The sequence below is a fragment of the Streptomyces sp. NPDC026659 genome (genome assembly GCF_040638245.1).
In the GTDB taxonomy this organism is placed as follows: Bacteria; Actinomycetota; Actinomycetes; order Streptomycetales; family Streptomycetaceae; genus Streptomyces.
Genome location: NZ_JBEZXY010000009.1, coordinates 199,028 through 221,012, shown reverse-complemented (window position 1 = coordinate 221,012; position 21,985 = coordinate 199,028). Strand labels below are relative to the sequence as shown.

The window sequence follows — 21,985 nt, the reverse complement described above, 5'->3', positions numbered from 1 at the left end:
TGCCTTTCCGGGTCGGGATCAGGGCGTCTCGGTGCGGGCGTCGGCCCGTCGCACGAGGGCTTCCAGGGCGCGGAACCAGGTCCGGGCGAGGTCGTCCACCGCCTCCTCGGTGAGGTGGTGGGCCGCCCAGGCCCAGTGGGCGTTCAGCCGGGGGCCGTCGGCGCGGTCCTCGGTGAGGGCGTTGAGCGTGAGGGCGTGCGACATGGGCATCGCGGGGTCGGCGTCGAGGTCGGCGGCGTCCTCCTCCGGGGCGTAGGACCAGTCGGCGGACTCGGCGTGGCCGAAGCGGCCCATGTAGTTGAACTCGATCTGGGGCTGGTCGAGTTCGGCGAGCAGCGGACCGGTCTCCGGATTGAGGTGGCGCAGGAGTCCATGGCCGATGCCCGAGGTGGGCAGGTCCGCGAGGTGGCGCCCGATCGCGGCAAGCGCGGCGTCCAGCGCGGGTCCGCCCGCGAGCGCGTCGACGGGGTCGACGCCGCCAGGGTCGAGCCGTACCGGGACCACGCTGGTGAACCAGCCGACCGTGCGGGACAGATCGGCGCCCCCGCCCAACTCCTCCTCGCGGCCGTGCCCTTCGAGGTCGACCAGGACGGCTCGGCCCACGTTCCCGGCGCCCGACGCGCGCTCCCGCCAGTCCGCCACGGCGAGCGCGAACGCGGTCAGGAGTACGTCGTTGACGGTGGCGCCGAAGGCGGCGGGGACGCGGCCGAGCAGCGGCCCGGTGATCTCGGGCGGCAGGGTCAGGGAGAGATAGCGGGTGGTCTCGACGGTGTCCCGGGCCGGGTCCAGCGGACGGGCCGGCGAGAGCCCGGCGCCGGGGGCGAGTTCGGCGCGCCAGTGGGGCAGTTCGTCGGTGCGGGCCGGGTCGGCGGCGCGGGCGGCGAGCAGTCGGGACCAGCGGCCGAACGAGGTTTCCACGGGGGCTAGTTGGATAGGAAGCCCGGCCCGCAGGTCGTCCCAGGCGGCGGCGAGGTCGGGCAGCAGAACCCGCCAGGACACACCGTCCACGACCAGATGGTGCACGAGGAGCAGCAGTCGTCCCGGCCGCCCGGGTCCGGCGTCGAACCAGACGGCACGGACCATCGCCCCGCTGTCCGGATCGAGCCCGTCGCGGGCGAGAGCGGCATGGCTCGCGATCGCCTCCCGCAGCCCGGCGTCATCGATGTGGCGGACATCGACGCAGGTCAGCCAGGCATCCGTGTCCTGGGAGGCGGGCACCTCCAAGGTCCACGTCTGCCCGTCCAGTCCCCGGTCCAGGCGGGCCCGGAGCATGTCGTGGCGGTCGGCGAGCGCCCGCAGCAGGGTCCGCAGGCCGGGTTCGTCCAGGTCGGCGGGGGTCTGGACGAGGGCCGCCTGGTGGTAGGCGGCGATGGGGCCGCCCCGCTCGCGCAGGGCGTGCATGATCGGCGTCAGCGGGACGGTCCCGGTGCCGTCGTCGTGACCGGGCACGCGCTCGGCGGCGTCGAGGGGTACGGCGACGACGGCAAGCTCGGTGACCGTACGCAGCCGGAACACCTGGCGGGGCGTGATCCGCAGCCCCGCGGTCCGGGCGCGGGCGACCAGATGCATGGCGACGATGCTGTCCCCGCCGAGGGCCAGGAAGTCGTCGTCGGTGCCGACAGCGGCCGGGAGAATACCCAGGACCTCCGCGAACAGATCACGCAGCAGGAGCTCGGTGTCGTTCCCGGGTGCCCGTCCGCCCGTGCCGGTGAGTCGGGGCGCGGGGAGGGCCGCGCGGTTCAGCTTGCCGTTGGACAGCAACGGCAGCCGGTCCAGGACCACGGCGGCGGCCGGGACCATGTACTGCGGGAGCCGCGCGGCCAAGTGGGCGCGCAGGTCAGCCGGTTCGGCGCCCCCGCCCGGGACCTCGGCGTATGCGACCAGTTGCCGTACACCCGGCTGCGGTTCACGGGCAGTGACGACGGACCGCGCGACGGCCGGGTGGGTGTCCAACGCGGCCTCGATCTCGGCGAGTTCGACGCGGTACCCGCGGATCTTCACCTGGTCGTCCGCACGGCCCGCGAACTCCAGCAGACCGCCCTCGGTCCAGCGGGCCAGGTCTCCGGTGCGGTACATGCGGGCGCCGGGCGCTCCGAAGGGGTCGGCGGTGAAGCGTTCGGCGGTCTGGCCGGGCAGGCCGAGATAGCCGCGCGCCAGACCGGGTCCGGCGAGATACAGCTCCCCCGTGACACCGGGCGGCACCGGCCGCAGCGCCGAATCCAGCACATAGGCACGGGAGTTGTGTACGGGCCGGCCCACTACGGGCCGCTCGCTGTCACCCACCCGGCCGATCAGGGCGTCGACGGTCGCCTCGGTGGGGCCGTACAGATTGACCGCGTCGGTCTCGCGCAGAGCCGCCAGCCGGGTCCACAGCGGCTCGGGTACGGCCTCGCCGCCGAAGCCGACGGCCGCGAGCGGGCAGTCGCCGTCCGGCGTGAACAGCCCGGCGTCCGCCATCCGGTCGAGCACGGACGGCGTGACCTCGATGAAGTCGATGCCCCGGTCGCGGATGAACGCGGTGAGCAGTTCCGGATCGCGGCAGGTGTCGTCGGCGGCGAGGTGCAGCGCGTGCCCGTCCAGGAGCCAGAGCTGCGGCTGCCAGGAGGCGTCGAAGGCGAACGACCAGGCGTGGCCGACGCGCAGATGACGACGGCCGGTGCGGCGCTTGGCCGGGTCGTGCAGGTCGTGCCGGTGGCTGTGGAAGAGGTTGACGAGTCCTCGATGGGTGACGACGACACCCTTGGGACGGCCGGTGGAGCCGGAGGTGTGGATGACGTAGGCGGGGTGGTCGGGCTCCGGCGGAGTGACGGGCGCCTCGGGGGCGTCGGTCAGCTCCTCCAGGCTCACGACCGGAACGTCCGTCTCGGGCAGGGAGGTTGCCAGGTCGGCCGTGGTGAGGATCAGGGCCGGTCGGGTGTCCTCAAGCAGGTCGCGCAGGCGGGACGCGGGCAGCTCGGGGTGGAGGGGAACGTACGCGGCACCCGACTTCAGCACAGCGAGGATCGCGGCGATGTGATCGGCGGTGCGGGGCAGCGCGAGGGCGACGAGCCGCTCGGGGGCGGCACCCCGGGCGGCGAGGACACGGGCCAACCAATCGGTGCGGGCGTCGAGTTCGGCGAAGGTCCAGGTGGTCGTGGTGTCGCTGACGGCGGGGGCGCCCGGGGTGGCAGCGGCTTGTGCGGCGAACAGGGCGGGGACAGTGGTGTTCTCGGAGTCCACGGGCAGCCCGGTGTCGTTCCAGGTCTCCAGGACCCGGTGACGGCCTTCCGCGTCCAGCAAATCGAGCGCGCTGATGGGCAGTTCGGGCCGGTCGGCCATCGTGGTCAGCAGGGTCACCAGGGCGGCCGCGATGTGCCGTACGGTCCCCTCCTCGAACAGGTCGGGGCGGAACTCGGCGGTGAGTCGCAGCCGTTCGGCGGGCTCCACCGCCCAGGCGAACGGGTAGTGCGTGGCGTCCTCGTGGTCGCGGACGGTGATCCGGGGCCGGTCCGTGCGCTCGTCGTCGGGCCCCTCGGCCACCGGGTACGACTCGAACACCATGAGTGTGTCGAAGAGTTCACCGAGCCCGGCGGCCCGCTGGATGTCGGCGAGTCCGAGGTGCTGGTGGTCGATGAGCCGGGACTGCTCGTCCTGGAGCCGCGCGAGCAGAGCTGCGACGCTCTCCCCCGGCCCGGTGCGAACCCGTACCGGCACGGTGTTGATGAACAGGCCGATCATCGCCTCGGCGCCGGGCAGTTCGGGCGAGCGGCCCGCCACCGTGGCGCCGAACACCACGTCGTCGCGCCCGGTGAGCCGTCCGAGCAGGATGCCCCAGGCCGCCTGCACCAGCGTGTTGAGGGTGAGGCCCTGCGCGCGGGCGAAGGCGTCGAGCGCGGCGGTGTGGTCGGGGTCCAGTTCGACGGTGTGCGTGTGCGGAACCTCGGAGGCGCGGCCGGGGTCGGCGGGGGCGAGCCGGGTCGGCTCGGCCAGGCCGTCCAGGGCGTCGGCCCAGGCCCTGGCGGAGACCTCGGGGGCGCGGCCGGCGAGCAGCCGCAGCTGGGCGCGGTACGGGGCGGGCGCGGGCAGGTCGCGGCCCTCGTAGAGCTGCCACAGCTCGGCGGTGAGCAGCGGCAGCGACCAGCCGTCGAGAAGGAGGTGCTGGTGGGAGAGGACGAGGCGGTGCCGGTCGGGGCCGAGGCGGGCGAGGAGCAGCCGCAGCAGGGGCGGCCGGGCGGTGTCGAAGCGACGCCGTTCCTCACTCAAAAGCCGGTCCCATGCGTCCCGGTCGTCATCGGAGTCGAGTTCAAGCTGCCGCCAGGGCACGGCGACCGCACGCGGTACGACGGCGACGGCCCGCCCGGATGCCAGGTGCCGGAATCCGGCGCGCAGGTTCTCGTGCCGGTCAAGGAGGCGCTGGGCGGCGGCACGCAACCGCTCGGCGTCCAGGGGGCCTTCGAGGTCGTAGGAGACCTGGACGGTGTACACGTCGGGGCCCTCGTCGCCGTCGTCCAGGGCGGCGTGGAAGAGCAGTCCGGCCTGGAGCGGGGTGACGGGCAGCAGCTCGGTACCCGGGGGCAGCCCGGTGAGTTCGGCGCGTTCGGCCTCGGTGAGGGTGAGCAGGTCGGTGGTGTCGTCGGCGGACTCTGGCGGGGTCGAGTCGGTGGCCGTGGCGGCGAGTCCGGCGGCCGTCTTGTGGCGGAAGACGTCACGCGGGCTGAAGGCCAGCCCGGCGGCACGGGCGCGTGCGACGAGCTGCATGGCGACAATGCTGTCTCCCCCGAGGGCGAAGAAGTCGTCGTCGGGGCCGACCCGTTCGAGCCCGAGGACCTCGGCGATCAGGCTGCACAGGGTCTCTTCGCGCGGAGTGCGCGGGCGCGTGTCCGTGACCTCGGCGGCGAAGTCGGGCGAGGGCAGGGCGGTCCGGTCGAGCTTGCCGTTGGAGGTGAGCGGGAGTTCGTCGAGAAGGACCACGGCAGCCGGGACCATGTGGTCGGGGAGAGCCGTCGCGGCGTGGGCGCGCAGCAGTGCGGGGTCGGGATCGCCGTCGCCCTCGTCGGACGGGACGACGTACGCGACGAGACGGTCGTCCCTGAGCAGGACGGTCGCATGGGCGACGGCCGGATGGGTGACGAGGGCGGCCTCGATCTCGCCGGGCTCGACGCGGAAGCCGCGCAGCTTCACCTGGTGGTCGGTGCGGCCCAGGTACTCCAGCTCGCCGTCGGCCGTCCAGCGGGCCAGGTCTCCGGTGCGGTACATGCGGGCGCCGGACGCGTCGAAGGGGTTGGCGACGAAGCGTTCGACGGTGAGAGCCGCGCGGCCGAGATAGCCGCGCGCCAACTGGACTCCCGACAAGTACAGTTCGCCGGCCACGCCGGGCGGCACCGGGCGCAGCCCGGCGTCGAGGACGTAGGCGCGGGTGTTCCATACCGGCCGGCCGATCGGGACGGTCACCGGGTCGGGGCCCACCTCGTGCGCGGTGACGTCGACGGCGGCCTCGGTGGGCCCGTAGAGGTTGTGCAGGGCCGCGTCCGGGAGCACCTGGTGGAAGCGGGCGGCCAGCGGGGCGGGCAGGGCCTCGCCGCTGCTGAACACACGGCGCAGAGCCGCGCAGTCGGCGGCCGAGGGCTCGTCCAGGAAGGCGCGCAGCATGGACGGTACGAAGTGCGTTGTGGTGACGCCCTGTTCATGGACGAGGCTCGCGAGCCGCGCCGGGTCCTTGTGGGCCTCGGGCGGGGCGACGACGAGGGTGGCTCCGGTGATCAGCGGCCAGAAGAACTCCCACACCGACACGTCGAACCCGGCCGGGGTCTTCTGCAACACCCGGTCGTCGGAGGTGAGTTCATAGGCGTCCTGCATCCACAGCAGCCGGTTGACGATGGCCGCGTGCGGGACGGTGACGCCCTTGGGTCGGCCGGTGGAGCCGGAGGTGTAGATGACGTAGGCGGGGTGCAGCGGATCGTACGCGTCCGGCAGCGGGGCCTGTCGGGTGGTGGCCGGGATGCCGTTCAGGTCCGTGATGAGACGGGGGACGCCGGTGTCCGGGAGGTCGATGTCGTCGGCGGTGACCAGGCAGACCGGGCGGGCGTCGGTGAGCGTGTACGCCAGCCGCTCCGCCGGGTGGTCGGTGTCCAGCGGCAGGTAGGCGGCGCCCGCGCGGTGGGTGGCGAGCAGCGCGACGACCAGTGCGGTGGAGCGGGGCAGCGCGACGGCGACCGTGGCCTCGGGCCCGGCGCCGTGGGCGCGGAGGGCGCGGGCGAGCCGGTCGACGCGCTCGTCGAGTTCGCCGTAGGTGAGTGAACTTCCCTCGAAGACAAGGGCGATGGCGTTCGGGGTGTCGGCCACCTGGTCGCGGAACAGCTCGGGCAGTGTGACGGCCGGGACCGGGTGGTCGGTGGCGTTCCACTCGGTGAGGACGCGGGCGCGTTCCTCGTCCTGGAGCACGTCGAGGTCGCGGAGGCGGCGGCCGGGGTCGGCGGCGGCCTGCGTCAGGAGCCGTTCCAGACGGCGGGCGAGCAGTTCGGCGGTGGAGTGGTCGAAGAGGTCGGCGCTGTACTCGATCCAGCCCTGGATGCCCTCGCCCTCCTCCACGAAGTCGAAGCTGAGGTCGAACTTCGCGGTGGCCTGCCCGACCGGTTCACGGCGGGCCTCGATGCCGGACAGCGCGGGTCCGGCGCCGGTGCCCGCGAGGTGGACGACCATGACCTGGAACAACGGATGCCGGGCCAGGGAGCGTTCGGGGTTCACGGCCTCGACCAGCCGCTCGAACGGCAGCTCCTGGTGGTCGTATGCGGCGAGGTCGGCCTCCCGGACCCGGGCGAGGAGATCGGCGAAGGTCGGATCGCCGGACAGATCGGTGCGCAGGACAAGGGAGTTGACGAAGAACCCGACCAGGTTCTCCAGCGCCTCGTCGGTACGGCCCGACACCGGGGCGCCGAGCGGGATGTCGTGCCCGGCACCGAGCCGGTGCAGCAGGGCGGCCACCGCCGCCTGGGCGACCATGAACATACTGACGCCGTGCGTGCGGGCCACTCCCCGCAGGACGTCGGCCAGTTCCGCCGACACGGTGAAGCCCACGGTGCCACCACGCCCGCTGGACTCGGCCGGGCGAGGCCGGTCGGTCGGCAGGTTCAGCTCGGCGGGCATTCCGCGCAGCGTCTCGGTCCAGTGGGCGAGCAGCTCGGCTTCCGTCGCCTCCAGCAGGTCGCGCTGCCAGAGGGTGTAGTCGGTGTAACTCGCGGGCAGCGGCGTCCAGTCGGGGGCACGGCCTGCCGTACGGGCCGCGTAGGCGGTGCTCAGGTCCTCCAACAGGGGCCGGTCGGACCACTCGTCGGTGGCGATGTGGTGGAGCAGGAGCAGCAGGACGTGTTCGTCGGGTCCGGTCTCGAAGAGCGTGACCCGCAAGGGCAGTTCACGCTCCAGGTCGAAGACGTGGGCGGCGTGGACGGCCAGTTCCTCGTACGGTGCCTCGGTCAGCGAGACGCGAGCGTCGGCCGGGTCGAGCACCCGCTGGTACGGCACTCCGTCGACGGACGGGAAGACGGTACGCAGCGGGGCGTGCCGGGCCACCACGTCGTTCAGGGCCGCCGCCAGCGCCCGCCGGTCCAGCGCCCCGGTCAGCCGCCAGGCGGCCGGGATCGTGTACGCCGTGCTGTCCCGCTCGACCTGGGACAGCAGCCACAGCCGACGCTGGGCCGCCGACAGCGGCAGCGGCTCGGGGCGCGGCCGGGAATCGTGCAGCGCAGGGCGCTGCCCCGGGGCAGGCGTGTCGAGGCGGGCGGCGAGCCGGGCCGGGGTCGGGGCGTCGAAGACGGTGCGCAGGGTGAGTTCCGCGCCGAGCTGAGTGCGGACGCGGCTGACCAGGCGCATGGCGAGCAGCGAGTGACCGCCGAGGGCGAAGAAGTCGTCGTCCGGGCCGATCCGTTCCGCACCGAGGACGGCGGCGAACTGCTGGCACAGCAGCTCTTCGCGCGCGGTGCGCGGTGCCCGGCCCCGGCCCGGCCCGGAAGGCGCGGCCTGGTCGGGGGCGGGCAGTGCCGCCCGGTCCAGCTTGCCGTTGACCGTGCGGGGCAGCGCGTCGAGGGTGACGAAGGCCGCGGGCACCATGTGCTCGGGCAGCCGGGCGGCGGCGTGGGCCCGTAGGTCGGCGGGGTCCGGAGCCACGGGGCCGGCGGTGTCCTGCGCCGGGACGACATAGGCGACCAGCCGCGGCACCCCCGGCCGGTCCTCCCGTACGACAACCGTGGCGGCCGACACATCGGAGTGGCCGGTGAGTACGGCCTCGATCTCCCCCGGCTCGATCCGGAACCCCCGCAGCTTCACCTGGTCGTCGACACGCCCGAGGAAGACGAGCGTGCCGTCGGGACGGCGTCGTACCAGGTCGCCGGTGCGGTACATCCGCGCGCCGGGCTCCCCGAGGGGATCGGCCACGAAGCGCTCGGCGGTCAGCCCGGGGCGCCCGAGATACCCCCGGGCCAGTCCGGCGCCCGCGAGGTACAGCTCGCCGGGCGCCCCGACGGGGGCGGGACGGAGCAGCGGGTCCAGGACGTGGGCGCGGATGTTGTCCAGCGGGGCCGCGCTGTCGCCGTCGCCGGTGTGGTGCCAGCCGTACGCGTCGACGGCGCACTCGGTGGGCCCGTACAGGTCGTGCGCGGTCGTGCCGGGCAGCGCGGTCAGGCGCCGCCACAGGGCGGGCGGAGTGGCCTCGCCGCCGACCGCGAGCACGGCGGGTACGCGGGTGCCGGGAGCCAGGAAGCCGTGGTGGATCAGCTCGCGGAGATACGTCGGCGTGAGGTCGGTGAAGTCGATCGCGCTGTCGTCCAGGCGGCGCAGCAACGCGGCCGGGTCGAGCATCGTCGTCTCGTCCACGACGTGCAGTTCGTGGCCCGCGAGGAGCCAGAGCAGGGGTTCCCAGGACCCGTCGAAGACGAAGGAGGCGGCGTGTACGGCGCGCAGGGTGTCGCGGCCCGTGTCGCGCACCGCCGGTTCGATGAGATCGCGCAGGTGGGAGGCGTAGAGGTTGCTCAGGCCCTGGTGGGTGCCGACGACCCCCTTGGGGCGGCCCGTGGAGCCGGAGGTGTAAATGGCGTAGGCCGCGTCCTGCGGGTCGGGGGTCCGCACCGAGCCGGGGGCGGGCAGCGGCTCCTCGTCCAACAGGAGGAACGGGGTGTCCGTGGGGAGCCGATCCGCGAGCGCGCGAATGGTCAGGACCCAGACGGGTGCCGCGTCTTGCAGCATGAACTCCAGTCGCTGAACGGGAAGTTCCGGATCGAGCGGCAGATACGCGGCCCCGGAGGCGAGGACGCCGAGGAGTGCGGGCACCATCGCATGCCGGGGCAGCGCGAGGCCGACGACGCATCCGGGTGTGACGCCCCGAGCACGCAGGAGAGCGGCCAATCCCTCTACCTCACGCTGGAGTTCGGCGAAGGAGGTGCGCCGAAGGTCGTCGTCCGGCCCGGTGACCAGTGCCGTACGGCCGGGGTGCGCGTGGGCCGTGTCGGCGAGGATCTGCGGGACTCCGCGCGTCTCCAGCGGCCGCGCGGTGTCGTTCCAGTCGGCCTGCCGCTCCCCCGGGGTGAGCAGGTCGAGCCCGGCGATCGGAGCGTCCGGGGTGCGGGCGGCCTCGGTGAGGAGCAGGACCAGACGCCGGGCGAGGAGGTCGGCGGTCTCCGGGTCGGCCAGGTCGGTGGCGTACTCCAGGAGGAGGGTGATGCGCCCGGTGCTGTCGGACTCGTCGACGAACGTGAAATCGAGGTCGAACTTGGCGGTCCCGGTGTCCATGTCGTACCACCGGCTCACCGGCAGCTCGAGCAGGGTGCCGGGGTCGCCGTCGGGGCGGTGGTGGTAGCCGAGCATGACCTGGAAGAGGGGGTTGCGGCCGCTGACGCGGGGCGGGTTGACCGCCTCCACCACATGGTCGAACGGCACGTCCTGGTGCTCGAAGGCGGCGAGCGAGGACTCGCGTACCCGGTCCACGAGTTGGCGATAGGTGAGGGCTTCGCCGGACAGGTCGGCCCGCAGTACGAGGGTGTTGACGAAGAATCCGACCAGGTCGTCCAGTCGGCTGTCGGTGCGGCCCGCGATGGGGGCGCCGAGGGGGATGTCGTCGCCCGCGCCGAGGCGGTGGAGCAGGGCGGCGGTGGCGGCCTGGAGCAGCATGAACATGCTGGCGCCGGTCGCGGCGGACAGTTCACGCAGGGCCCGCCCGGTGTCCTCGGGGACCGTGCACCGTACGGTGGCTCCCCCACCGGTGGGCGCGGTGGGGCGCGGCCGGTCGAGCGGCAGCGTCAGCTCCTCCGGGAGGCCACTCAACGCCTGCGTCCAGTAGGAAAGTTGCCGCTCTCCCAGATGCTCCAGCAGACCGTCCTGCCAGAGGGTGTAGTCCGCGTACTGCACCGGCAGCGGGGCCCACTCGGGGGCGCGCCCGGCGGTCCGGGCCGCGTAGGCGGTGTCGAGGTCGGCGAGGAAGGGGCGGTCGGACCACTCGTCGGTGGTGATGTGGTGGAGGACGATCGCCAGTACGTGGTCGTCGGGCGCGAGGTGGAACACCTCCGCGCGCAGCGGAAGTTCGTGGGTGAGGTCGAAGGGACGGCGCTGAGCGGCCTCGATCAGCTCGGGCAGCTCGTCCTCGGTGCGGTCGGTGACGGTCAGGGTGGGCGCCGTGGAAGCCGGAAGGATGTGCTGGTACGGCTCCCCGTCGTGCTCGGCGACGAGCGTGCGCAGGGACTCGTGGCGGGCGGCCACATCGCGCAGCGCGAGCCGCAGGGCCTCCGTGTCCAGGGTGCCGTACAGCCGTACGACCAGCGGGAAGTTGTAGGCGGCGCCGGAGCCGGTGAGGGACTCCACGAGCCAGAGCCGCCGCTGCGCGGCCGACAGGGGCACGCGGTCCGGACGGTCGGGCACGGCCGCGACGGAGGGCCGGGCGGGCCTGCCGTTGTCGGCGCGGGCCGCGAGCAGGGCGGGGGTGGGGGCCTCGAAGAGGTCGCGGATGGCGAGTTCGGTGCCCAGCTCCGTGCGGGCGCGGCTGACCAGTCGGGTCGCGAGCAGGGAGTGGCCGCCGAGGTCGAAGAAGCCGTCCTCGGCGCCGACTTCGGGCAGCCCCAGCACCTCGGCGAAGAGACGGCACAGCGTCTCCTCCTCGGGGGTGCGGGGTCCGCGTCCGCCGCCCAGGGCGGTGACGGGCTCGGCGTCGGGCAACGCGTGGACGTCGAGCTTGCCGTTGGCGTTCATGGGCAGCGCGTCGACGGTGACGAAAGCGGACGGGACCATGTAGTCCGGCAGTTCACGGCCCAGGTCCTCACGCAGCCGCCGTACCAGCGCACTGGTCTCGCGGGCGGCGATGGGGTCGTTGGCGTAAGGGGCGGTGCCCGTGCCGGGCCGGTAGAGACCTGCGGTGAACCGGAGTTCGCCGGGAGCGCCGACGAACACGGCGTCATAGGTGCCGGGTACGGAAGACCAGGTCGTGAGGACCTGGTGACCCGTCCGGGCGCCGAGGTCGTGCAGCCACTCGGGCTCGATACCGCCCTCGACGGTACGCCCGTCGGGGACACCGGTGACGCGCAACGGGCTTTCAGCCAAGAGCTGTTCCAACTCCGCCGCCCCGGGCCACGTCACCGTGGGCAGGCCGTCCAGAGCCGCATCCGGCTCACCCCGGTACATCACCACGTCGTACCGGTGCCGGGTGAGTTCGTTGTGATGGTGACCGCGCTTGGTGCGCAGGTCGACCCGGTGTCCGAGAGTGGTGAAGTAGTCGGGATCGACCAGGAGTTCCTTCTCCAGGCGCAGCCCCCGCTCCACCGCCCGCTCCAGATCGGCGTCGTCCGTACCCCGGGCGCGCTGGATCTCGGTGTGGAAGAGGCGGGCGTGCCGGAGATTGCGTACGTCGCCCACGAACAGGGCACCGCCGGGCGCGAGGAGGTCCATGGCGCCCTGGATGACCGTGGTGAGGTGGTCGATGCTCGGGAAGTACTGGACGACCGAGTTGATGACGATGGTGTCGAACCAGCCGGTGGGCAGCCCGGTGAAGTCCTCGGCGCGTTGGCAGCGCAGCTCGACCTTTGCGGCCAACTCGGGCGCTGAAGAGCGGAGTTCCTCGCTGATCTTGCGGATGACCGGTGCCGCGAAGTCCGTCGCCCAGTACGCCTCGACAGTCGGGGCGAGACCGGAGAGCAGCAGCCCGGAGCCGACGCCGATCTCCAGGACGCGGCGGGGGCGCAGCGCGGCGATGCGGGCGAGGGTGGCCTCGCGCCACTCGTGCATCTCCTCGAAGGGGATGGGCCGGCCGTCGTAGGAGCTGTCCCAGCCGTCGTAGCGCTCGGTGCGGACGGCGGTGCCGATCTCCTCGTACTCGTCGGAGTAGATCTCCTGCCACTCCCCCACCTGGGCGTTTTCGGCGGTGGAGCGTTCCTCGGCGGTGGTGCGGGCGGGAACGACGTAGCCGACGAGGCGTTCGTCGCGGACGACGACGGCGGCCTGGGCGACGAGGGGGTGGCGGCTGAGGGCGGTCTCGATCTCGCCGGGTTCGACGCGGTAGCCGCGGATCTTCACCTGGTCGTCGGTGCGGCCGAGGAAGTCGAGGTTGCCGTCGGGGCCCCGGCGCACCAAGTCACCGGTGCGGTACATCCGTTCACCGGGCCGCCCGAAGGGGTCGGCCACGAAGCGGTCGGCGGTCAGGCCGGGGCGGTCCAGATAGCCCCGGGCCAGGCCGATGCCCGCGATGTACAGCTCGCCGGGCACCCCGTCGGGCACCGGGCGCAGCCAGGCGTCGAGGATGTGGGCGCGGGTGCCCCGGATGGGACGGCCGACGGTGGGAGTGGCGCTGTCGTGGGTGCCGCCGCCGAGGGTGTTGATGGTGTACTCGGTCGGGCCGTAGAGGTTGTAGCCGTACGTCCCCTCGGTGTCGCGCAGCGCCGTCCACACCGTCTCGGGGACGGCCTCGCCCCCGAGCAGCACGAGGGGCGGGACATGGCCCTCCAGCAGGCCCTGTTCGATGAGGATGCGGGCGTAGGTGGGGGTGACGTTGACGACGTCGATGCGGTGTTGTTCGCAGTAGGCGGTCAACGCCTCGGCGTCACGGCGCAGTTCCTCGTCGCAGATGTGCACCTCGTGGCCCTCGACGAGCCAGAGCAGTTCCTCCCACGACATGTCGAACGCGAAGGACACGGTGTGCGCGATGCGCAGCCGCCGTCCGCCGGCCGAGGCGACGGCGGGGTCGAAGATCTCCTTCTGATGGTTCAACTGCATGTTGGTCAGGCCCCGGTAGGGGGTGACGACGCCCTTGGGGCGCCCGGTGGAGCCGGAGGTGTAGATGACGTAGGCGGGGTGCTCCAGGCTGAAGCGCCGTCGTACGGGTGTGGCGGGCAGGGCGTCCAGGGCGGTGCGGGTCGCCGGGTCGTCCAGCAGCACGCGGGGCAGGTCGCCGTCCAGGGTCGCGGAGACGGCGGTCGTGGTGAGGAGCAGCAGGGGGTGGGCGTCGGCCAGCATGAGCGACAACCGGTCGGCCGGGTGGTCGAGTTCGAGTGGGAGGTAGGCGGCGCCGGTGCGCAGGACGGCGAAGAGGGCGATCACCGTGTCGAGGGAGCGGGGCAGGCCGAGCGCGACGATCTTCTCGGGTCCGGCGCCGTGACCGATGAGCAGGTGGGCCATGCGGTCGACGGCGGTGTCGAGTTGGGCGTAGGTCAGGGTGCGGTCGCCGAAGACGAGGGCGCGGGCGTCGGGGGTGCGGGCGGCCTGTGCGGCGAGCAGGTCGGCGATGGTGTCCTCGGGTTCGGGGACACGGCTCGCGTCCCGCTCCCGGGCGGGCGCGGCCTGTTCCTCGGGCAGCGCCGGGTCGAGGGAGCCGACGGGGGCGGTGAGGTCGGCGGTCAGCCGGTCGAGCAGCAGGGCGAAGCGGTCGAGCAGGGCGCGGGCGCGGTCGGCCGGGATCAGGTCGGGGCGGTGGGTCAGGGTGACCTGGACGCGCGGGCCCGGGGTGACGACGAGGTTGACCGGGTAGTGGGTGGCGTCCACGTTGGCGACGGCGGTGGCACCGTGCCGGGTGCGCAGGTCGGCCAGTCGCTCGGCGGTGTCGTTGTTCCGCAGCACGAAGAGGGTGTCGAACAGCTTGCGGTGCCCGGTCTCGGCCTGGAGGACACCGAGGCTCAGGTGCTCGTGCGGCATCAGATCGAGGCGCTCGCCCTGGACGCGGCGGAGCAGATCGAGCACCGGCTCGGCGGGGTCGTAGGCGATGCGGGTGGGGACGGTGTTGAGGAAGAGACCGATGATGCGCTCGACCTCGGGGACCTCGCTGGGCCGTCCGGCGACGGTGGTGCCGAAGACGACGTCGGTACGGCCGGTCGCGGACGCGAGGGCGAGCCCCCAGGCCGCGTTGAGCAGGGTGTTGAGCGTGAGGCCGTGCGCGCGTCCGGTCTCGCGCAGCCGATCCCCCAGCGCGGCAGGCAGCCAGAGGTCCAACTGGTCGGGAATCAACGGGTCGAGGCCGTCGGCGCCAGGGGCGAGCAGGGTCGGCTCGTCCAGGCCCGCGAGGGCGGCACGCCAGGCGGTGGTGGCGTCAGTGTCGTCCTGTGCGTCGAGCCAGGTGAGGTAGTCGCGGTAACTACCGTGCTCGGGCAGGGCGTTGGCATCGCCTCCGGTGGCGTAGAGGGTGAAGAGCTCGTCCAGGAAGAGCCATGCCGACCAGCCGTCCCAGAGGATCAGATGGCGGCCGACGATCAGCCGGTCGCCGCGCTCCGCGCCGAGCCGTACCAGCAGCAGCCGGAACAGCGGGGGTGCGGTCAGGTCGAAGCGGCGCTCGCGCTCGGCGGCGGTCAACTCGGCCAGCCGGGCGTCCTGTTCGGCGGGATCGAGGTCGGACAGGTCGGCTTCTTCGAGCGGGTCGCCGGGGTCCTCGGTGATGAACTGCACCGGACGGCTCAGCCCGTCACTGGTGAACCCGGCGCGCAGACCGGGGTTGCGGGCCAGCAGGGTACGGACGGCGGCGCGCAGCCGCCCGGCGTCGAGCCGGTCCGCGAAGTCGAAGGTCTCGTGGACGGTGTAGACGTCCAGGGCGGAGCCGTCGTCGTAGTTCGAGTGGAAGAACAGGCCCTCCTGGAGCGGCGCCAGCGGCCACACGTCCGCGAGCCCGGCCGCTCCGGCGAGGGCGCGCACCCGGGCCCGTTCGGCATCGGTGAGGATGAGCGCGGAGGCCGTACGGGCGCCCGACGCGACGACGACAGCAGGAGCCGCCTCGGCCAGCGCGGCCGGGGTGCGGTGGGTGAACACATCGCGCGGGCTGACGTCCAGCCCCGCCGCGCGGGCCCGGCCGGCGACGGCGATGGAGCTGATGCTGTCGCCGCCGAGCAGGAAGAAGTCGTCGTCGGGACCGGCGTCCGGGATGCCGAGGACCGCGCCGAAGATCCCGGTGAGCAACCGCTCCCGCTCCCCCTCGGCCACCCGGCGTACGGCGCGCTCGGCCTCCGGCGCGGGCAGCGCGGCCTGGTCGAGCTTGCCGCTCGGGGTGAGCGGGAGCGCGTCCAGGACCACGTAGTCGTCCGGCACCATCGCGGCGGGGAGGGCGTCGGCCAGGGCGGCGCGCAGCTCTGCGGTCTCGACGGTGCGGCCGGCGGCCGGGACGACGTAGGCGACCAGGCGCCCGTCCCGTACGGTCACGGCGGCCCGCGCCACCGCGTCCCGCGCGGTGAGCGCGGCCTCGATCTCGCCGGGCTCGATGCGGTTGCCGCGCAGCTTGACCTGGCGGTCGGCGCGGCCGAGGTAGTCGAGGATGCCGTCGGGGCGGCGGCGTACGAGGTCGCCGGTGCGGTACATACGGGCGCCGGGCGTGTCGGCGTACGGGTCGGCGAGGAACCGTTCGGCGGTGAGGCCGGGGCGCCCGTGGTAGCCCCGGGCCAGCTGGACGCCGGTGAGGTACAGCTCGCCGGGCACGCCGTCGGGCACCGGGCGCAGACAGGAGTCGAGCACGCGCAGGCCGGTGTTCCAGACCGGGCGGCCGAGCGGGACGGTCGGGTCGGGGGCGCCGTCGTAGGCGTGGTGGGTGACGTCGACGGCGGCCTCGGTGGGGCCGTAGAGGTTGTGCGGCGGCACCCCGGTCAGGGCGTGCCAGCGGGCGGCCGCGTGTCCGGGCAGCGCCTCGCCGCTGCTGAAGACGCGGCGCAGACTCGCCGCCCAGCCGGGGTCCGCGGTCACCTCGTCCGAGGCGAGGAACGCCTCCAGCATCGAGGGCACGAAGTGCAGGGTGGTGACCCGTTCCGACTGGACCAGCCGGGAGAGGTACGCCGGGTCGCGGTGGCCGTCGGGGGCGGCGAGTACGACGGCGGCGCCCTCGCACAGCGGCCAGAAGAACTCCCAGACGCTCACGTCGAATCCGGCCGGTGTCTTCTGCAACACCCGGTCGTCGGCGGTCAGTCCGTACGCGCCCTGCATCCAGGCCAGCCGGTTGAGGATCGCCCGGTGGGTGACGACGACGCCCTTGGGGCGGCCGGTGGAGCCGGAGGTGTGGATGAGGTAGGCGGGGTGGTCGGGGTGAGGGACTTCCACCGCGTCGCGCTCGTCCGCGACGGCATCCTGCTCGACGTCCACGCACACGATGTCCAAGTCGTCTGCGTGCGGCAGCCGTTCGGCGTCCCGTGTCGTCGTGACGACCGTCCGGGCGCCGGAGTCGGCGAGCACGTACGCCAGCCGGTCGGCCGGGTGGTCGAGGTCGAGCGGCAGATAGGCGGCGCCGGTCTTCAGCACGCCCAGCAGCGCCACCATCAGCTCGGCCGACCGGGGTACGGCGACACCGACGAACCACTCGGGTCCCGCGCCCCTGGCACGCAGCCGACGCGCCAACGCCTCGGCGCGGGCGTCGAGTTCGGCGTACGTCAGCGAGGCGCCCTCGAAGACGACGGCCGTCGCGTCCGGGGTGCGCGCGGTCTGCGCGGCGATGACGGCGGGCAGGGTGGTCGCGGGCACCGGATGCCGTTCGCCCTCGGGGTGGGCGCTCGCCCACTCGGCCGGGGTGAGCAGGTCGAGGGAGGCGGCCGTGCGGCCGGGGTCGTCGGCCAGGGCGTTCAGTACGAGGGTGAGCCGGTCCGCGAGGGCCTGTACGGCCTCTCCGGGCAGCCTGCCCGCGTGGTGCTTGAGGCGCAGGTCAAGGCGCTTGCCGGGCTTCACGACGAGCGCCAGCGGATAGTGCACGGTGTCGTGGAAGGCGTGCCCGGCGATCCGGACCGTGCCCGTGGGGTCGGCGAGGCGGGATTCGGCCGGGTAGTTCTCGAACACGACCAGGGTGTCGAAGAGTTCGCCGCCGCCGGGATGCCCCGCGACGCGCTGGATCTCCGCGAGCCCGAGATGCTGATGGTCGAGGAGGGCGCTCTGTTCCCGCTGGAGCCGCTCCAGGAGATCGCCGAGGGTGTCGTCGGGGCGCCAAGTGAACCGGGTCGGGAGCGTGTTGATGAACAGGCCGATCATCGACTCGATGCCGTCCACCGCGACGTCCCGGCCGGAGACGGTGGTCCCGAAGAGCACGTCCTGACGGTTCGTCATGCCGGACAGCAGCAGACCCCAGGCCGCCTGGACCACGGTTCCTAGGGTGACACCGTGCTCACGGGCGCGGGCGGCGAGCAGCGCGGTCGCACGCTCGGGCAGAACGACCCGGATCTGGGCCGGGGCGAGGGGCCCGGTGCCGGCCGGAGTCTCCACCATGCGGGTGGGTTCCTCGACCCCGGCAAGCGCGGTACGCCAGGCTTCGCGCGCGGTCTCGCGGTCGGCGCGGGCGATCCTGGCCAAGTACGCGCTGTAGACGGCTGGTTCATCGAGCGGTGCGGGCTCATCACCGTAGAGCGCCAGGAGTTCGCGGTGCAAGACGGGCAGGGACCAACCGTCCGCCACGATGTGATGGAACGTCAGGATCAGTCGACTGCGCTCCGCGTCGAGCCGGACGAGGGCGCAGCGCAGCAGCGGCGGCCGGGCGAGGTCGAAGCGGTGGGCGCGTTCGTCGGCGGCGACGGCCTCCGCGAGGCCCGCGCGTACGGCGGGTTCCTGGGCGGCGAGATCCACCTCGCGCCAGGGCAGTTCGAGGCCGGTGGCGATGAGCTGGGCCGGGCGGCCGTCGGGGAGTTGGCGGAAGCAGGCGCGGAGCGGGGCGTGCCGGTCCAGCAGGCGTTGGGCCGCTTGGCGCAGGAGGGTGCCATCGACGGGGCCGGTGAGTTCGATGACCTGCTGGACGACATAGGCGTCACTCTCACCGCCGTCGACCAGGGCGTGGAACCAGAAGCCTTCCTGGAGCGGGCCGAGCGGCAGCACTTCGGCCACTTCTAGGGGGTGTTGTCCTTGTAGCGCGGCGAGTTCGGCGTCGGTCGGGGTGTTCCAGGGGACATCCTCGGTGCTGTCAAGGGCGGCCGGGATGCGTGCGACGGTGGCGAGTTGGGCCACGCTGCGGTGCCGGAACACGTCGCGCGGGGTCAGTTCGAGACCGGCGCGACGGGCGAGGACAAGCAGTTGGATGGCGGTGATGCTGTCGCCGCCGAGGGCGAAGAAGTCGTCGTCGGCGGCGACAGAGGGCACCCCGAGTGCACGGGCGTACAGCTCGCACAGCAGCCGTTCGCGCGGGGTGCGCGGGGCCCGCCCCGAGCTGAGCAGACCGTAGTCGGGGGCGGGCAGCGCGGCCGCGTCCAGCTTGCCGCTCGGGGTGACGGGCAGCCGGTCCAGCGGGACGAGGGCGGCCGGGACCATGTACTCGGGCAGTGACGCGGCGGCGTGTGCGCGCAGGGCGGTCATCAGGGCGGTGACGTTGCGGAACGGCGCCGGGCGGTTGGTGAGGGGGTGGCCCTGGCCGGGGAGGTAGAGCGGCCCGGGCGCAGCGCCGTCACCGCCGTCACCCTCGCCCTCGGCCTCGCCCTCAGCCAGGTAGAACACCGCATCGACGCTGCCGTCCTCGGCGTCACCGTTCCAGGTGAGGTCGGCGCGGTAGCCATGCCGCGCGGCGGTCTCGTACAGCGTCTCCGGGTCCACGCCAGCGCCGCCGGTCCCGGAGCGGCTGCTGTCGTCCAGGGCACCGAGGGCGGCGAGGTCGGGGGCGAGCCGGGCATTGGGCACACCGGTGACGCGGAGCGCGGTGGGGCGGTCGCCGCCGAGCCGGTCGTCTAGGGCGTGCGGGCTGCCGAGCGCCGACCAGGGGACGGTCTCGACGGGCGCCCCCTTAGCAAGGTCACCCGACGGCCGCAGAACCACGTCGTACCGGTAGCGAGTCAGCTCGTTGTGATGGGCACCCCGCTTGATCCGCACCTCGGCGCTGAACCCGTCGAGCGTGGCGAAGTAGTCCGGATCGACCAGGAGTTCGCCCTCCCAGGCGACCGCCCGGTCCACGGCCGTACGCAGCGCCTCCTTGTCGGTCCCGTACTCGGCGCGCGCGTGCTCGATCGCCGCGCACAGCGTGCGGTGCAGCCGCAGGTTGCGCACGTCGCCGACGAAGAGGGAGCCGCCGGGGGCGAGCAGCCGGGCGGCGGCGCGGATCACGTCCGTGAGGTAGTCGGCACCGGGGAAGTACTGGATCACCGAGTTGACGACGACGGTGTCGAAGTGGCCCTCGGGCAGGCCGCTGGTGTCGTGTGCCGGGCACGCGCGCAGGGTCACCCGGTCGGCGAGGCCGGGTACGGCGGCGACCTGGGCACCGAGCGCGCCGATCGCCTCCTCGGACAGATCCGTGCCCCAGTACTCGGCGCAGTCCGGGGCGAGCCGCGACAGCAGCAGGCCGCTGCCGACGCCGATCTCCAGGACGCGGCGCGGCCGGAGCGCGCGGATGCGGGCCACGGTGGCGTCCCGCCACTCGCGCAGGTCGGACAGGGGGATGGGCAGCCCGTCGTACATGCTGTTCCAGCCCGCGAAGTTCTCCTCGGAGCCCTCCGAACCGGCGGCCGAGTACAGCAGTTCGTGCAGGTCCTTCCAGTCCGCGACCTCGGCCTCCCCGTCCAGCGAGGGCACGACGTACGCGGCCAGGCGGCGGTCGCCGGGACGGTCCTCGCGGACGACGACGGCGGCCTGGTCGACGGCCGGGTGGGCACGCAGTACGGACTCGATCTCACCGGGCTCGATCCGGAAGCCCCGGATCTTGATCTGGCTGTCCGCGCGGCCGTGGAACTCCAGCCTGCCGTCGGCCTTCCAGCGCACCAAGTCGCCCGTGCGGTACAGCCGTTCGCCGGGCGCTCCGAAGGGGTCCGCGACGAACCGCTCGGCGGTGAGCGCGGGTCGGCCGAGGTAGCCGCGCGCGAGCCCGTCGCCACCGAGGTACAACTCCCCCACGACGCCCGCCGGTACGGGTCGCAGCCGGTCGTCCAGTACATAGGCGCGGGTGCCGGGGTCGGGGACGCCGATGGGCACGATGGTGCCTGCCGGGGTGTCCGGATCGCACAGGCCGAGCGTGGAGTTGGTGGTGGCCTCGGTCGGGCCGTAGGCGTTGAACATCATCCGGCCGCGCGCGTACCGCCCCACCAGCTCGGGCGAGACCCGCTCGGTTCCGGCCAGCAGCGTTGCTGTGGCGGGGAGTTGTACGTCGTCGGGCAGCGCGGCGAGCAGGGCGGGCGGCAGGATCATGAAGGTGATGCCGTGCTCGAGTGCGTACTCCGCGAGCGGTGCGCCGGGGTAGCGGCGGTCGGCGGGTACGACGACGAGTCGGCCGCCGGAGAGCAGGCCGAGGCAGAGGTCCCAGAACGCCACGTCGAAGCTGGGCGAGGCGAATTGGAGGACGCGGCTGTGCGGGCCGATCCCGAAGCGCTCGCTCTGGGTGGCGACGAGCCCCGCGACGCCCGCATGGGTGAGGACGACGCCCTTGGGGCGGCCGGTGGAGCCGGAGGTGTAGATGACGTAGGCGGCATGGGCGGTGGTCAGGGCGCGGGCGGACTCGGGGTCGCGCGGCGGAAGCCCTGCCAGCTCGGCCTCGGTCTCCGGGGCGTCCATGACCAACAGCGGGACATTCGGAGGCAGTTCGGGTGCGACTTCGACGGTGGTCAGGACGCAGACCGGCTCGGCGTCCCCGAGCATGTAGGCCACCCGGTCCGCCGGATAGTCGGTGTCCAGGGGGAGATAGGCCGCCCCCGACTTCAGCACGGCGACCTCGGCGACGATCAGGTCCGCCGAACGGGGCACGGCGATGGCGACGACCCGCTCGGGCCCGGCTCCGCGTGCGGCGAGTGCCTGCGCCAACCGGGAGGCGCGGTCGTCCAGTTCGGCGTAGGTGAGGGACACGTCCTCGTGGACGAGGGCGACTGAGTCGGGGCGGGCGGCGACCTGGGCGGCGAACATCTCGGGCCAGGTGAGCGCGGGCACGGCGTGTGCGGTGTCGTTCCAGGCGTCGAGGACGACCGCGCGTTCCGTCGCCGTCAGCAGCTCCAGGTCGCCCACGAGGCTGTCGGGGCGGGCCAGCGCGTCGGCGAGGAGAGTGGCGTAGTGGCCTAGGACGCGGTCGACGGTGGCGGGTTCGAAGAGGTCGGTGCGGTACGCCACGCACAGCTCGCCCTCCGCCGTGACGCTCAGGGCGAGGTCCAGCGGGCCGCCCCAGGGCGCCGGTCCCCAGCCGGTGGCGCACAACAAGGCGCCGCCACGGCCGGGTTCAAGGGCCAACGAGGCGAGCACATCGGCGGTGGGCAGCCGATGCTCCTCGGCCGCCGCGATCTCCGCCTCCACCCGGGAGCACAGCTCCGCGAACGTCGTCGTACCCTCCACTGCGACCCGCAGCGGCAGCCCCGCACGGGCCACGACGAAGTCGGTGGCCGCCCCGCCGTACCGACGCAGGAGCGCGAAGTGGGCGGCGAGCAGGACGTGTTCGGCGGGGCGCGGCACACCGAGCGGCCGGTTCCGGGTCGCAGTGGGTGCGGACGCGCGGGGCGCGGGGTCGGCCGAGGCGCGGGCCCCGGTCAGGTCGACGGGCAGGGCCGTGTCCGCCGGCGGCCGGGCGAACCGTTGCCGCCAGTACTCCTCCACGGTCGCGGCCCCTGCGGTCCGGGGCCCTTCGGTCATCGCCTCTTCAGCAGAACGCGTG

Annotated in this window: 1 protein-coding gene; it reads right to left on the bottom strand. The window is 73.3% G+C overall.

Going from position 1 to position 21,985, the window contains the following annotated elements; all coding sequences use genetic code 11:
* Nucleotides 1-18: 18 nt before the first annotated feature.
* The gene (locus AB0E91_RS23430) at nucleotides 19-21,963 is read right to left on the bottom strand and encodes a non-ribosomal peptide synthase/polyketide synthase (RefSeq protein ID WP_361785151.1); all 21,945 of its coding nucleotides are present in this window, start codon (nucleotides 21,961-21,963) and stop codon (nucleotides 19-21) included.
* Nucleotides 21,964-21,985 lie beyond the last annotated feature (22 nt).

What these genes read in the sequence shown, in the direction of transcription:
- AB0E91_RS23430 (WP_361785151.1), bottom strand. Translation starts at nt 21,963, where the DNA reads ATGACCGAAGGGCCCCGGACCGCAGGGGCCGCGACCGTGGAGGAGTAC.